The organism is Singulisphaera chitinilytica, from assembly GCF_049331405.1.
Classification (GTDB): Bacteria; Planctomycetota; Planctomycetia; order Isosphaerales; family Isosphaeraceae; genus PoT.
Genome location: NZ_CP186274.1, coordinates 2,100,600 through 2,114,437 on the forward strand (window position 1 = coordinate 2,100,600; position 13,838 = coordinate 2,114,437).

General features: G+C 66.3%; 12 protein-coding genes. 5 read left to right on the top strand and 7 right to left on the bottom strand.

Annotation, left to right across the window (positions count from 1 at the left end):
- The first annotated feature begins 6 nt into the window (after window positions 1-6).
- Both ACOYYX_RS08550 and ACOYYX_RS08555 read left to right on the top strand, forming a co-directional pair.
- Window positions 7-1,233, top strand: coding sequence for a carboxypeptidase-like regulatory domain-containing protein (locus ACOYYX_RS08550; RefSeq protein WP_422929510.1), 1,227 nt, complete (start codon window positions 7-9; stop codon window positions 1,231-1,233).
- 111 nt (window positions 1,234-1,344) lie between these two features.
- On the top strand, window positions 1,345-1,692 hold the full coding sequence (locus ACOYYX_RS08555; RefSeq protein WP_422929511.1) for a hypothetical protein: 348 nt from the start codon (window positions 1,345-1,347) through the stop codon (window positions 1,690-1,692).
- A gap of 20 nt (window positions 1,693-1,712) precedes the next feature.
- On the opposite strand, the gene ACOYYX_RS08560 is transcribed toward ACOYYX_RS08555, so the two are convergent.
- From ACOYYX_RS08560 to ACOYYX_RS08575, 4 genes are all read right to left on the bottom strand, one after another.
- Window positions 1,713-2,387: an RNA polymerase sigma factor gene (locus ACOYYX_RS08560; RefSeq protein WP_422929512.1), complete on the bottom strand. Its 675-nt coding sequence runs from the start codon at window positions 2,385-2,387 to the stop codon at window positions 1,713-1,715.
- Between the two features lie 394 nt (window positions 2,388-2,781).
- The gene (locus tag ACOYYX_RS08565; protein ID WP_422929513.1) at window positions 2,782-3,285 is read right to left on the bottom strand and encodes a hypothetical protein; all 504 of its coding nucleotides are present in this window, start codon (window positions 3,283-3,285) and stop codon (window positions 2,782-2,784) included.
- Between the two features lie 385 nt (window positions 3,286-3,670).
- Window positions 3,671-4,633 carry a C-terminal binding protein gene (locus tag ACOYYX_RS08570; protein ID WP_422929514.1) on the bottom strand — a complete coding sequence of 321 codons (963 nt, stop codon included), beginning with the start codon at window positions 4,631-4,633 and terminating at the stop codon, window positions 3,671-3,673.
- A gap of 31 nt (window positions 4,634-4,664) precedes the next feature.
- Window positions 4,665-5,291: a hypothetical protein gene (locus ACOYYX_RS08575; RefSeq protein ID WP_422929515.1), complete on the bottom strand. Its 627-nt coding sequence runs from the start codon at window positions 5,289-5,291 to the stop codon at window positions 4,665-4,667.
- Between the two features lie 200 nt (window positions 5,292-5,491).
- Between ACOYYX_RS08575 and ACOYYX_RS08580 the strand changes: the two genes are divergently transcribed.
- Window positions 5,492-6,271: an HpcH/HpaI aldolase family protein gene (locus tag ACOYYX_RS08580; protein WP_422929516.1), complete on the top strand. Its 780-nt coding sequence runs from the start codon at window positions 5,492-5,494 to the stop codon at window positions 6,269-6,271.
- Between the two features lie 92 nt (window positions 6,272-6,363).
- Here the strand turns inward: ACOYYX_RS08580 and ACOYYX_RS08585 are convergent, their stop codons facing one another.
- Both ACOYYX_RS08585 and ACOYYX_RS08590 read right to left on the bottom strand, forming a co-directional pair.
- Entirely contained in the window at window positions 6,364-7,872 is a 1,509-nt protein-coding gene (locus ACOYYX_RS08585) for a hypothetical protein (protein WP_422929517.1), read from the bottom strand.
- 134 nt (window positions 7,873-8,006) lie between these two features.
- Window positions 8,007-9,326, bottom strand: a complete 1,320-nt coding sequence (locus ACOYYX_RS08590) for a glucuronate isomerase (protein WP_422929518.1) — start codon at window positions 9,324-9,326, stop codon at window positions 8,007-8,009.
- A gap of 125 nt (window positions 9,327-9,451) precedes the next feature.
- On the opposite strand from ACOYYX_RS08590, the gene ACOYYX_RS08595 reads away from it, so the two are divergent.
- Both ACOYYX_RS08595 and pckA read left to right on the top strand, forming a co-directional pair.
- Window positions 9,452-10,222, top strand: coding sequence for a phosphopantothenoylcysteine decarboxylase (locus ACOYYX_RS08595; RefSeq protein ID WP_422929519.1), 771 nt, complete (start codon window positions 9,452-9,454; stop codon window positions 10,220-10,222).
- Between the two features lie 200 nt (window positions 10,223-10,422).
- Complete coding sequence (gene pckA, locus ACOYYX_RS08600; protein WP_422929520.1) at window positions 10,423-12,045, top strand: phosphoenolpyruvate carboxykinase (ATP); 1,623 nt, start codon at window positions 10,423-10,425, stop codon at window positions 12,043-12,045.
- A 98-nt stretch (window positions 12,046-12,143) separates the two neighbouring features.
- Here the strand turns inward: pckA and ACOYYX_RS08605 are convergent, their stop codons facing one another.
- The gene (locus ACOYYX_RS08605) at window positions 12,144-13,328 is read right to left on the bottom strand and encodes a DEAD/DEAH box helicase (RefSeq protein ID WP_422929521.1); all 1,185 of its coding nucleotides are present in this window, start codon (window positions 13,326-13,328) and stop codon (window positions 12,144-12,146) included.
- Between the last annotated feature and the right edge of the window lie 510 nt (window positions 13,329-13,838).

The following is a 13,838-nucleotide window of genomic DNA, read 5'->3' on the forward strand; positions in this document are numbered from 1 at the left end:
GACACCATGTTGAGCCTGTTTCTGAATCTCGCGATCCCGCTGGCGATGGTCGCCGGACCGGGAGGGTCGGACCTCAAGGGCGTGGTCGTCTCCGAGGCCGGCACACCGATCGCCGGGGTCGACGTCTTCATCGCAACTGCCGCGCCCAGGAGCGGCACCAGCCCGCTCTGCCCGTCCTGCTACGCCGATTGCGCCAAGCGTGCGAAGACGGACGCGGCCGGGGCCTTCGAGATCAAGGGGCTCGACCCCTCGCTGCTGTTCCAGGTCCTCTTCGTGGCGAAGGGGCACAAGGCCAGGTATGCCCAGAAGGTCGACCCGGCCGCAAAGGCCCTGAGTGTGACGCTCGCGAAGCTGGACCTGTCGACCGTGCCCACCGACAGGGTGATCCACGGGCGGATCCTCAACCCCGAAGGGTCGCCGGTGGTCGGGGCGACGGTCGAGCCCTCGATGTTCGAGACCGAAGCCTTCAGCGGCTACAGCCCGGATATCTTCGACCCGATCGCCGTGACGGATGCCTCGGGCGAGTTCTGGCTCACGGCCAGATCCCCCATCCGGACCCTGGCGGTGAAGGTCGAGGCCCGCGGCCTCGCTCGGCGGATCGTCCCCGAACTCAAGCCGGGTAGGGTGGCGTCCCTGTCATTGCTCCGGGGCGTCCAGGTCTCCGGCCGACTGGTCCGCGACGGTAAGGCCGTCGAAGGGGCCGTCGTCGGGCTCGTCCAGGTCCGGCGCGGGATGGGCGAGTTTGTCGGGACGCACGAGATCGCGACCGACTCGCAAGGACGCTTCGTCCTGTCGAACATCGCTCCTCAGGATGACTACTACCTCTATGGCAAGATGGCAAGCTTGAACAAGGATAGTGCCTTGACATGTCGAGAGATCAAGGTGGGTCGCGACGGCACGAGCCAGGATCTCGGCGAGATCAACATGCAGCCCGCCCACAGCGTCGCCGGCCGGGTCGTGCTCTCCGACGGCAAACCGATCCCCCCAGGGACGAGGCTCATGCTCTCGAGGGAAGAGGCCTGGGACTGGCAGTCGGCCACGCTCGACCCCGAAGGCAAGTTCTCGATCGAGGGAGTCCCGGCGGATGAGATCCACGTGAACGTGCGGCTGAAGGGCTATCACCTCTCGCCGAAGAACAAGACCCGGGATGGCAACAACCCGTCGACCCTGAGCGGCTTCGTCGAGGAGGATATCCGGGGGCTGACCATTTTGCTCGAGCCCGGCGAAGACTGATGGCCCGGCAAAAGCGTCCCGGAATCGACGACTCCCGTGGTGGCCCTCGGCGCCCTGGGGATAGAATGAGGGTCGGCGATTTCAGGTTCGGCTCGAAGGGCACGCCCGCCGATGGTCGAGAAGACGACGGACAACGATTGGACTCTCCGCGAGCAATACTGGCGGCGGAGGCTGGGAAGGATCCGGCTGGGCGCTGAGCCGGTGGAGGAGCAGGTGGCGAAGTATCGCAGGGCCACCTGGCTGGTGACCGGCGTTTCCCTGGGATTGGCGGCGATCTTTGTCGCCCTGTTCTCGGCGTTCAGGAGGCCGGACATTGGGCTGATCCTGGCGGGAATCCTCTTCCTGCCGGTCGTGGCCCTGGCCTGGCTCGATGATGCGATGACGAAGGTCCGCGTGGCGCGTTATCTCGCCGAGGAACGCGCGCACCGTGACCAGCAAGCGGCCTCGGGACGAACCTGACGTTCGCCCCGAGGGGCCGCTCACCAAGAGTTGAAGCCGGTGCTCCCGGCCCCCACCAGCTCGGCATCCTCGTCCTCCTCGAGTGGCCCTTCGGACCACTCGTCGGAGGCGCTGACGCTCGTCTCGAGCTCGACCTTGAGCCGCTTGCGGGCGGTGTGGAGCCGACGCTTCACGGTGCCGACCGGGGTCTCGAGCTCTTCGGCGATCTCGATCAGGGACTTCCCCTGGATGTAGAAGGCGACCAGGACCTCGCGGTCGATGGTCTTGAGCCGGTCGAGGGCCCCCCAGAGGTGATGGGCCCGCTCGCGGGAGATCATCTCCTCAAGCGGCCCGTCGTTTCGCTCGGTGCAGGCCCCTTCGAGCACGACCGCCTCCACGGTGGGAGGGGCGTTGCGTCGGGTGGCGCGATTGATCGCCATGCGGACGGCGACCTGCCGGAGCCAGCCGGCGAAGCGTTCGGGCTCGCGGAGCTGATCGAGCCGACGCAAGACGTGCAGGAACACCTCCTGGGTCATCTCGAGGGCTTCGCTCGGGTTGCCGAGGCGCCGGAGGCAGATGGCGTGGACGGTCCGCTGGAATTGCTCCACCAGCTCGCCGAACGCCTCGCGGTCGCCAGCCTGGGCCTGTCGGACCAGGATCGCCAGGTCAGTCCAAGTCTCTTCCCGAACCGCAGTCTCACGCTGAGTGGCCAACACGTGTGGTCGCTCCCCCCGATCCTCGGGGATTCAGCCCGGCCGTGACTGACTCGCGGGTATGGCGAGGCACGGCGGGGGCTGCTTTTGCAGTCCTCGAACAGGCGCCTGCGGTCTCGGTACGAGCGTCGAACGAGGGTACTTCCCGGGTCGAAGCGAGGGCGTACGTACGAGGACGACGCGCTTCGACGGAGAAGTGCTCGAGACGACGCGCCGAGGCGCGGCGGCCGACGGTGACGGCTGGGGCGCGGTGACCATTTGCGGGTAAGGGCAAAGGTCGTCCGCACGAAGCCGACCGCCAACTCAACTGGGTGTTGGGGTCAATCCGGGCGCGTCCAACCGACACAATCGGGCGCGTTCAGGGACTTGCCAACGAGTATGAGCCGGGGTTCGGCGCTCACCCTCCCGCGGCGGCCTTGACGGCGGCGGCGGGAGCTAAGGTCGCTGCGAGTGCGAGACGTTCTCCGAGGTCATTGCCGAGGAGCTGCAGCCAGCCACGCTTTATGGCCCGGCTACCGCGTTTCGAACCTTCATGGCCCTGCCACGAAAGTTCCGGCGAATGACCCCTGACATCTCGATACCGACAGGTCCTGCCGGAATCGGTGTCGGAGTCCGTAAACGGCACGTCGGCGTCGACCCTCGTCCGTACTACCGGGGAACTTGGTGTCACCGGCGGTAGAACGGGCGATGAGCTCGAAATCGGGATGATCACCTCATGTCCAATGGTGATTGGCATGGGTTGATACCCCTGCATTTCGTCGCGCTTGACGACACGATGGACGTGGCGGGTGCGCAGGGTCGAGGCGCCGTTGTTGAGGCCCGCCAAGGTGGCGAGCGACCGCGTGCCGAGGTTCAGCCCATTCAGATTGGCCGACAGCGTCCGGTTCGTGCGGTTCAACATAGCGAGACCCTCACATCCGCCAACTTGGGGCGGGCTTACGAAGTGAGGCGACTAAGAGCGCGGCGACCAAGGTCGCCGGTCGGACCATCCCTCATCTCGAAGGACGGCCGTCGCAGTGGGGACTTAGATGCGTCCCCGGGCATTAACGAGTCTGGGAGAACGGTTAAGGCTCTCTTTACCTCGTGACCCCCGGGACACACGCCCGGAGGTCGTTTATCACACGGGGCGATGACCGTATGAGAGTCATCCCCCGTGTTGCGAGCATAGACATCCTATCCTTGCTGGTGGTTCGCGCGAATTCAAAAATTATTTCGGTCGTTCCACCGGGCGACCTTGGGGACTTTGCAAAGGCCCCCAGGCATGAGGCGGATTTCGCGATGCAACTTCAAAGCGAGACGGGGTTTCGGGGAGCCTCGCCGAGCAGGATCCGGCGGATTTCCTGGGCCGCCTTGGTCCGCAGTTCGACGAATCCCTCGACGCTGTAGAAGGCGGAATGCGCCGTGAGCAGGACCTTGGGGTGGGTCCGGAGCCGGTCATTATCCAGCGGCTCGCGCTCGACCACGTCGAGCCCCGCGCCGGCGACCTGGCCCGAGTCTAGCGCCTCGAGCAACGCTTCCTGGTCGACGATCGGGCCCCTCGCCGTGTTGATCAGGTAGGCCCCCGGGCGCATGGCCGCGAGGGTCTTCGCGTTGATCAGGTGGCGGGTCGAGTCGTCGAGGTAGCAGTGGAGGCTCACGAAGTGGCTCTGCTCGAGGAGTTCCTCGAGCTGGTAAACGCGCCGGATGCCGAGGGCCTTATCGAGGCCCTGGCCTGCGTACGGATCGTAGAAGACGACGTCGAGACCGAACGCCTTGGCCCGGAGCGCCGTGGCCGTGCCGATGCGCCCGCAGCCGATCAGGCCGATGGTCTTGCCGCGGAGCCTGGGGGTGCCGGTGGCCGTCCGGTAGTCCCAGCCGCCCGCCCTGATGTCGAGGTGGCAGGGGACGAGACGCCTGGCCATGGCAAGCAGGAACGTGATGGCGTGGTCGGCCACCTCCTCGGTGCCGTAGTCCGGGACGTTGCAGACGACGATCCCGTGGCGGGCGGCCGAGACGCGGTCGACATTGTTGTAGCCGACACCCGCCCGCACGATCCCCTTGCAACGCGGGGCCTGCGAGAAGGTCGCCTCGCCGATGAGGGGCAGCTCGTGGAAGGTGAGGATGGCATCGGCCTCGCTCACGCGTCCGACCATATCTTCTTCCCGGGACGCGCCGAGCAACTCGATCCGCGCGATGTCGGCGAGGATCGGGCCCTCGACGGTGGTCTCATCGAGGAAGTCGGTCACGATCACCGTGAACGGAGAGGGCATGGCAAACTCCTACCTAGTCCTGGATCTTGGGTCAGGATCGGACGGCGTGCGCGACCTTGGCCTGCGAGGGCTTCAGCCATTGCGAGACGGAATGAGGCTCGGGGACCGCGAAAACGGCGGGCGAATCGTCGGCGACCCTGACGACGACCCGATCCGGCCAGTTCTTGATGTATCCCCAGGCGGCCTTGAGGCCGGGTTCAAGTTCAACATCCCGGGGCGAGACAAGCAAGCAGGACCAGGCCTCGACCTCGAATGCGCGAGGGAAAAACCAGACCTTCTGATTCGTCCGGACCAGCAGGCCCGGGATCCACAGCCACCCCTTCTTCCAACGCGCGGGGCTCGCCTCGATGACCCACTCGCTCGGCGCGAGGTGGAACGCCCCTTGCGCGTCGTCGACGACCGGCCGGAGCCAGCGATCCACCAGCGGGCGGATCAGGATCCGGACCAAGAGGGCCGCGGCCAGGGTCATCAGGCCGGCCGTCAGGAGGGCGGGGAACATGGCCATCGGGATCGTGAACAGGGCGAGCAGGATCCGCTGCCCGAGCTGCCCGTGATGGGGGAAATGGAGCCAGATGAGGAGTTGGGCCAGGAAAAAGTTAATGGCCAGCATCTGGAAGAAGAAGGTCCGGACGTCGAGATCCAGCTCATTTCGGGTCATGGCGCGATCTGCCTCGTTGCGCGCGGGCGACGGTTCCGAAGATGAATCTTCTTGGTGCCGACCGCCAGACCGTTTAGGTTCAACCGCTGGGGGTCGGGATTGGCGAAGGCCCAGGGACGCGGGTTATTTGTCCGGGGCCGGCCATCCTGAGTGCATTCACAGAATCATTGTGAGCCATTCGCCGTCCTGGGGGAAGGCATATGCCGAAGATCAAAGAACTTTTGTCCGAAGGGAAGCTCGTCCGCCTGTTCGGCCTCGGGCAACTGCTGAGCCCGAAGCTGATCGAGGTCCTCGGCGAGCATGGCGAGATCGACGGCCTCTGGCTCGACGCGGAACACGCCGGGATCGGCATGAAGGACATCGAGGTCGCCACGCTCGCGGCGAAAGCCGTGGGCCTGGACAACTTCGTCCGCCTGCCGGCGACCGACTACGCCTCGATCATGCGGCCGCTCGAGGCCGGGGCCGGCGGCGTCATGGTGAGCATGGTACGCGGCCCCGCCGACGCCGAGCAGGCCGTGCGCTGGGCCAAGTTCTATCCGAGGGGCGAGCGGGGGATGAACGGGGGCAACCGCGACGGCCGGTTCGGCCTGATGCCCATGACCGAGTACGTCGAGAAGGCGAATCGCGAGACCTTCGTCGGGGTCCAGATCGAGACCGCGAGCGCCATCGCCTCCATCTCCGAAATCGCCTCGATCCGCGACATCGACGTCATCTTCGTCGGACCGGCCGACATCAGCCAGGTGCTCGGCGTCCCCGGCGACTTCGACAACCCCCGCTGCCACGAGGCCATTGAGGGCATCGCCAGGGCGTGCAGGGATGCGGGCAGGCCCTGGGGCATCGTCCCCCGAGGCCCCGAATACGCGGCGAAGATGCGGGATTGGGGCTGCCAGATGTTCGTCGTCGGCTTCGACATCCACGCCTTCCACGCGGGCATCAGGGCGATGAAATCGCGTTATACTCAATTCTTCCCGCAATCTTGAGCAGAGGTTCGAAAAGGCAAGGGCCCCGATGGGCGAGCGGTTGGCTCGGCCATCGGGGCCCTGTTGCGTTCGTTGCGGGAGGGGGCGTTTCTTTACTCGCCGGTCCCGGCGCCTCGGTTGGTCGAGAGGTCGCGGTTGCGGTTCTGCTCGACGGCCTGGAGGACGCCGAAGCGGACGCGTCGGATCAGGGCCGGCTGATGATCCTGGGGCACTTCCTTCTGGATCCAGGCGAGGGCCGATTCGGCGGCGCCTCGGAATCCTTGCGATTCGGCGATCGAGCCGAGGGCCTTGTACTGGCGGTACTCGTCCTTGTAGAGGGAGACCGTACTGCGGGCGTCCTCGAAGCGGCCGACCGAGATCAGGTTGTCGATCAGCACGCCCGTGAGGACCGCGCGGGGGTCTTCGAGCGGGATCGATGCGACGGCCTCGGCCGCGAGTTGGTACGTGCGGGTCGCGCCGGCGTCCTTGGCCCGAGCCTGGGCCTCGGCGATTCGGACGAGGGCGTCGGTCCGCACCTCCGGCTGCGGGATCCGCATGGCGATCTCGACCCCACGGGGGAACTGCCGTGAGAGGGCGGCCGCGTGGGCGACGGCGACCAGGGCCCGGTCGCGCCAGACGGGTCGCTTGATCGTCGCGGCGATCTCCGCCGCCTTGACGAGCAGCTCGTCGGCCCGCTTCAGCACGGCCTGGCTGGAGGAGGGCTTGCCGTCCTTCGGGGCGCCTTCCGCGGCGTCGTCGCGGGGAAACTCGTTGACGACGCTCTGGCTCCCGAACGACTGGCTGTCGACGACCCGATACAGCATTTCATTGCTGTACGTGGGGTTGCTCATCCTCGAGGCCAGGTAAGCGGCCCGTCGCCATTCGACCTCGGCCCGGTTGATGAGGGTGACGCGATCGGTGGCGCCGGGGGTCGGCGTCGGGATCGGCACGGGGGGCTCGTCACCCTGGGGGGGGGGCGGCGTGGCCTGGTCGGCCTTGCCTTCGCGGAGGTGCGCCTCGCTGAGGTGGTCGAGGGTGTAGATGATGGACATGATCCGGAGGTCGCGGATCAGGGGGTCGGGGATCTGGAAGGCCGAGTCGGCGGCCAGGCCGAGCGCCTGGTGGGCGATCCCGAGCTGATTCGTGAAGATCGAGACCGCGCCGATGCGCTGATAGGTCAGCGTCTTTTCGGCCGGGTCGTTGATCTGGGCGACGCGCTCGAGGTCCTTGGCGGTGATCCTGGCGAGCTCGCTGGGATACTTGGCCGAGGCCCCTTCAGTCTCGGGGACGAACGGGAAGAGCGTCGTGTCGTCCGGGAACCGCGTGTCGACGCCGGGGCCGAACGGGACGCTGAAGCCCGGGGGTAGCGAGTTCATATCGCCGGGGCGGAGGCGAGGGATCCCCTCGATCGAGCCGGGCCTGGATGCTGGCCCGGGGCCGACACCGGAGACCGAGCCGGAGGTGTTATTCTGGACCCCGGAGGAATAGCCGGTGCCCGTGCCCGAGCCGCTGCCCGAGGAGAGGCCCGGCCCGACCTGGGCCGAGGCCGAAATTGGTATCGCGATGGCGAACCCCAGGCCCAGGGTTGCGCGAACAGCCGTCTTGAAACGCGTTCGAGTCATGGGTGCCAGCCCTAGGGGTGGGGACCTGTATTAGAGTTCCCCGAATCCCGAGAAAGAACCGGTCCGGCCGAATCGCGACGGCGCGCGGGCTCGGACACGCTCATGCTGAATCATGACCCGCGTTCCCCGGCCGGTCAAATCGGAGGACGCTTTTCCGTCCCCTCGCGACTGAATATCCGGCGCGGGTTGTCGAGCAGGACCAGGCGCGCCAGTTCCAGGGCCCGGTCGATCGACCATCCCTGGCCTCGGACGCCCTCCTGGGCCAGCGTGCCGGCCAGCACTCGCCGGTACATATTGAATTTCGGCAGGACGAATTCGAGCTTGTAGGCGTCGGAATAGTATCCCACCTGCTTCGTCTTCGGGACCGCCTGGAGCCGAGCTTTCAGGTCGTCGGCGATGAACGCGGGGATGTTCGAGTACCACCAGTGCCCGTTCGGCACGACGTTCGGGAAGATCCAGGCGTAGGCGACCAACTCCGCCCCGGCGTCGGGGGAGAGGGTCGAGACCGGGAACGTCACGTTCGAGAAATGGTTGAACAGCTCCCGATAGTCGGCCAGGCTCACCCTCCGGTCGAACAGGTCGCGCCCCCCGGCCACGCCGGCCGGGTAGATATTGCGGATCGGCCCGATCATCAGGTCGAATGGCAGCTTGTAGTCGGCGCAGAACTCGGCAATCGTCCAGAAGACGACCTTGCGGATCTCGTCATGTTCGTCGGGACGGATATCGAGGTGGTGCAGGGCACGCCGGATCGGCGTCACCGCTCGCTTGGGGGACGCCTTCTGCGGGATGAAGTCGGGGGGCAGGCTGATCGCGCAGGCCCGGACCCCGCGTTCCACGAACCGCTCGAACACCTGGCCGATCGCCAGTCGGAGCGACGTGTAGTCGACGACGTCGACGCCCGACGTCTTCCGCAGACGCTCGAGGGTGGTCGGCTCATGCAGCTTGAGCACGAGGTCGTCGGTCCGGAGGCAGGGGACGTAGGCCCTGGTGTCCCAGCCTTCGAGGGGGTCGTCGAACTCGTTGGTGAGGAAGACGGCCTCGAGGTTGGTCTTGCTCCAAACCTCTTTATCCCAGGAGGCGCCCTGGGCCGACCGCTCGGCCCGGTCGTAGAGTTCGCCGATATTCTGCGGGGTGATCCGCTCGTGCGGGAAGTCGTGGAAGGTCTTGGCGATCTCGAGCAGCCAGGAGTACTGGACGGTGTTGTCGATCCGGTCCAGGAACTCGGAAAGGTTGCGCGATCGCGTTTTCGGGTCCAGGTCGGCCGAGACCCGGTCGATCGGCATCCCCGCCGAGTGGGCGAGTTCGGTATAGTAGTGGTAGCCGAGCACCTCGTCCAAATTTCGAGCCGCCGGGCGATGGGGATCGATGTGCGAGTGCGGGTCGAAGATCGGCCAGCTCGCGATTTCCTCGAAGAGTTCGCGGGCGGTGGAGTCGTGCGGGATGGTGGTCGGCATCGGTTTGCGATTCGTCGGTGGCGTTTGACGGAAGAGAAAAAAGGCGGACCTGGCCAATCAATGGTTGGACCCAGGTCAACCTAGCCGCCGGGGTAGGATCACGCAAGAGAGGAGAATCGGCCGGGATGAACGTGGTGGTGACCGGCGGCGGGACGATCGCGCCGATTGACGACGTCCGCTCGATCACGAATGTGTCCTCGGGCCGTTTCTCCGCGATGATCAGCGAGGCCTGGCTGCGCCTGGGGGCCGACGTCTGGCACATCCACGCGCCCTCGGCCCTCCTGCCCTATCAACGCTCGGCCCGCTTCGACCTGGAGACTCCCGACCCTGAGGCCGAGATGGCCCGCCTCGAGAGGCTCCGCGACGAATACCAGGGGGTCAGGTCGCGGCTCCATCGGGTCCCGCTCCGGGTCGGGACGGTGGCCGAGTACGCGAACACCCTGCGCCATGTGCTGCAAACCCAGTCGATCGACGTGGCGATGCTCGCGATGGCCGTCTCCGACTTCGAGCCGGAGCCGTTCCTCGGCAAGATCGACTCCGACGCCGAGACCCTGCTCATCCAGGGGCGGCACGTCCCCAAGGTGATCCGCTCGGTGCGCGATTGGGCCCCGAACGTCTATCTCGTCGGGTTCAAGCTCCTCTCGGGGGTGAGCCAGGCGGAGCTCATGCGCGAGGCCGAGGACGCCTGCCTCGTCAATCGCGCCGACGCGACGGTCGCCAACGACCTCCAGACCCTCAGGGCCGGCCAGCACACCGTGCATGTCGTCAGGCCGGGGCAGGCCCCAGAGACCCTCGGCCCCGGGGACGACCTCGGCGACCGCCTCGTCGATCGCCTCGCCCGCTGGATCAAGGCCGAGGGGCGCGAGCCCGCCACTCCCGAGCCTTCTGGCCTCTGAACCGCCGCGACCATGCGTCGGTTCCGTCAATCGGGATGCGAAAAATGATGCGAATTCGCTCGCGCGTCCCGCCGGGCGAGTTCGGCCTTGATTCCGGTGCTCGTCTTGTCGGTGCAAGCCGGAGCGTGTTACGAAGGAGGGAATCCCATCATTTCCACGGCGTAATCGCTGCGCTCGATCGAACCCGCGGATCCAGCCCGATGAACGTACCTTTCGACACGGCTTCGTCGAATCCGTCAGGCCGGCTCACCCTGGAAGCACAGGGTTTCAGGGGCCTGAAGGAACAGCACTGGAACGGATTGCAGGCAACCCTGGTCGAGCAGGCAGCCCGGCTCGGCGAGGGGGAATTCTCGGACCAGGGGGCCCTGGTCTTCAGGACCGGGAAGTACACCGGCCGATCCCCCAAGGACAAGTTCATCGTCCGCGAGGGGTCGTGCTCGGCGGAGGTCGACTGGGGAGACGTCAACCAGCCGTTCGACCCCGAGTTGTTCGACCGGCTGCATGAGCGAGTCCTGGCCTATCTCCAGGGGAAGAACGTCTGGGTGCAGGACCTCTTCGCGGGCGCCGACCCCGCCTATCGACTCCCGATCCGGGTCGTCTGCGAGCGGGCCTATCACGCCCTCTTCTCCCGACAGCTCTTCATCAGGCCGACCCCCGAGGAACTCGCGTCCCATCACCCCGAGTTCACGATCGTGGCGGCACCGGGCTTCCTCGCGGTCCCCGAGCGTGACGGGACCCGCAGCGAGGTCTTCATCATCATCAACTTCGCGAGGAAGATCGTCCTCGTAGGGGGGACCGAGTACGCGGGGGAGATCAAGAAGTCGATCTTCTCGATCCTGAACTACCTCCTGCCGCTCCGAGGCGTGCTATCGATGCACTGCTCGGCGAATGTCGGGGACGACGGCGACGTGGCGCTCTTTTTCGGCCTCTCGGGTACGGGGAAGACCACGCTCTCGGCAGACCCTCTCCGCGCCCTGATCGGCGATGACGAGCACGGTTGGAGCGACGACGGCGTCTTCAACTTCGAAGGGGGTTGCTACGCCAAGTGCATCAGGCTCGATCGCCTGAACGAGCCCGAGATCTTCGACGCGATCCGGTTCGGCACCGTGCTCGAGAACGTCGTCCTCGACCCGGTTACCCGGATTCCCGACTTCGCCGACGCCTCGCTCACCGAGAATACGCGAGCGGCCTATCCGCTCGAGGCCATCCCGCACCACGTTCCCGGCGGTTGCGGGTCTCACCCGAAGCAGATCATCTTCCTGACCTGCGACGCCTTCGGCGTTCTGCCGCCCGTCTCTCGGCTCACCCCGGAGCAGGCGATGTACCACTTCCTCTCGGGTTATACGGCGAAGGTGGCGGGGACAGAACGCGACCTCGGCAGCGAACCGGCGGCCACGTTCAGCACCTGCTTCGGCGCCCCGTTCATGACCCTCCCACCCCGACGTTACGCCGACCTTCTCGGGGCCAAGATGCGGAAGCACAACGTCCCGGCCTGGCTCCTAAACACGGGCTGGACCGGCGGAGGAGGGGGGCGAGGCCGCCGGATCGCGCTGCCGTACACCCGGGCCCTCGTCGACGCGATCCTCGGCGGCGTCCTGCTAGAGGCCGATCACGCGGTCGACCCGATCTTCGGGCTCGACTTCCCCAGGACCTGCCCGGGCGTACCCCCGGAGATCCTCGACCCGAGGCGTGCCTGGTCGAACCCCGCCGACTACGACGTCCAGGCGGTCCGGCTCGCGCAGAGGTTCGTCTCCAACTTCGCCCGATTCCAGAACGTCGAGCCTGCGATCCGCGAGGCGGGCCCCAGGAAGATCGAGGCCTGAAACCCCCTGCCACGAGTGGCAAGGAACGCAAAAAGGGGATCGTCGCCAGTGCTGGCGACGATCCCCTCGAATGACTTCACGATGGCCTCAGCCCGAAATCAACCGCGGCCGACGCCCTGCGTCTCGCGATCCCGACGGCGACGGAGGCCCGGGTGCGACGGGCCGCCACGCTTGGGATAGCGACCGGGACGGCCGGGGCCACCGGGGCGGAACCCCTGGCGAGACTGAGGACGGAAGACCGGACGCGGCAGGGTCGGGACACCCTCGACCTCGTCACGCTCGAGCGCCCGGGAGATGTTCCGCTCGATCTGGTCGAGCAGCTTGCCCTGATCCGGGAGGATGAGCGAGAAGGCGACGCCGTCGACACCCATCCGGCCCGTTCGGCCGATGCGGTGGACGTAGTGCGTGGGGTCTTCGGGAAGGTCGAAGTTCACGACGTGCGAGACGCCGCGGACGTCGATGCCTCGGCCCACGACATCGGTGGCGACGAGGGTCGTCAGCCGGCCGCCGCGGAAGCCCTGGAGGACGCGGTTACGCTGAGCCTGGCTGAGGTTGCCGTGCATCGTATCGGCCGAGATACCCTCGGCGCGGAGCAGGGTGCCCACGCGATCCGCCCCGCGCTTGGTGCGGCAGAAGACGATCGCCCGAGGTGCCTGCTCGCGACGGAGCAGCTTGACCAGCAACTCAAACTTGCGCTCGGCCGACACCATGATGTACGACTGCTTGATGGCCGGGATGGTCGCGTCTTCATTGTCCCGGATCAGGCGGACATCGACCGGATCATTGAGATAGGTGCCGGCGAGATCGCGGACTTCGCGTGGCATCGTGGCCGAGAGGAGCAAGGTCTGCCGCGTCTCGGGCACCGCCTTGAGGATCGTCTCGACGGCCGGCCGGAAGCCGATGTCGAGCATCTGGTCGGCCTCGTCGAGGACGACCATGCGGACCTTGTCGAGCCGGATGGCATGACGGGCCATCAGGTCCATCAAGCGTCCCGGGGTGGCCACCACGAGCTGGCAGCCGGCACCCAGCAACTGCTGCTGGCGATAGATGGACTCGCCGCCGACGACCGCCACCGCTCGCAGCCGGCGCCCGAACGAGAGCTTCTCGAACTCGCGGCAGATCTGGATCACGAGCTCGCGGGTCGGAGCCAGGATCAGGGCCTGGGGCCGTCGCTCACGCTCGTCGGTACGCTCGAGGATCGGAACCAGGAACGAGGCCGTCTTGCCAGTCCCCGTCGGCGCATTGCCCAGGCAGTCGCGGCCGGCGATGGCCGGGGCAATCATCTGGCTCTGAATCGGACTCGGATCTTTGAACCCGCTGCGGGCCAATGCTTTCAGAGTCACCGCACTCACGCCCAGGCTTTCAAAGCTCACAGAACCTTCGGAAACCTGGCACTCGGAATCTTGGGAATCATTCGTCGTCGTCTGCAAACTCAGCTCCTTGGTTACCCCGACTTGCGGCGCGGACGGTACAACCCGAACGGTCGTCCGTTGATGCGGACGCGGCTTGCGTGAGTCGGCCTTGTCGCGCCAAGGGGTCCGCATCCGGGAACCGGACGCGGAAAAAGAAGCAAGCGCAAAGAGACCAACGGGCAGGTGGCTCGCGAGGTAGGATCTCGGCCTCAAGCCGGTAGGGTAGAACCCTCCTATATTTTCAACGGGTTCATTCTATCACAAGGACAGAAAAAAGCGAACCGGAATTCCTTCGACATGTGGTTTCCTCACTCGATGACCCAGGCTCGCCAGGCTTTCCGACCCATCCGCCTCTTGAGATCTCCTCATCTTCTCACAATG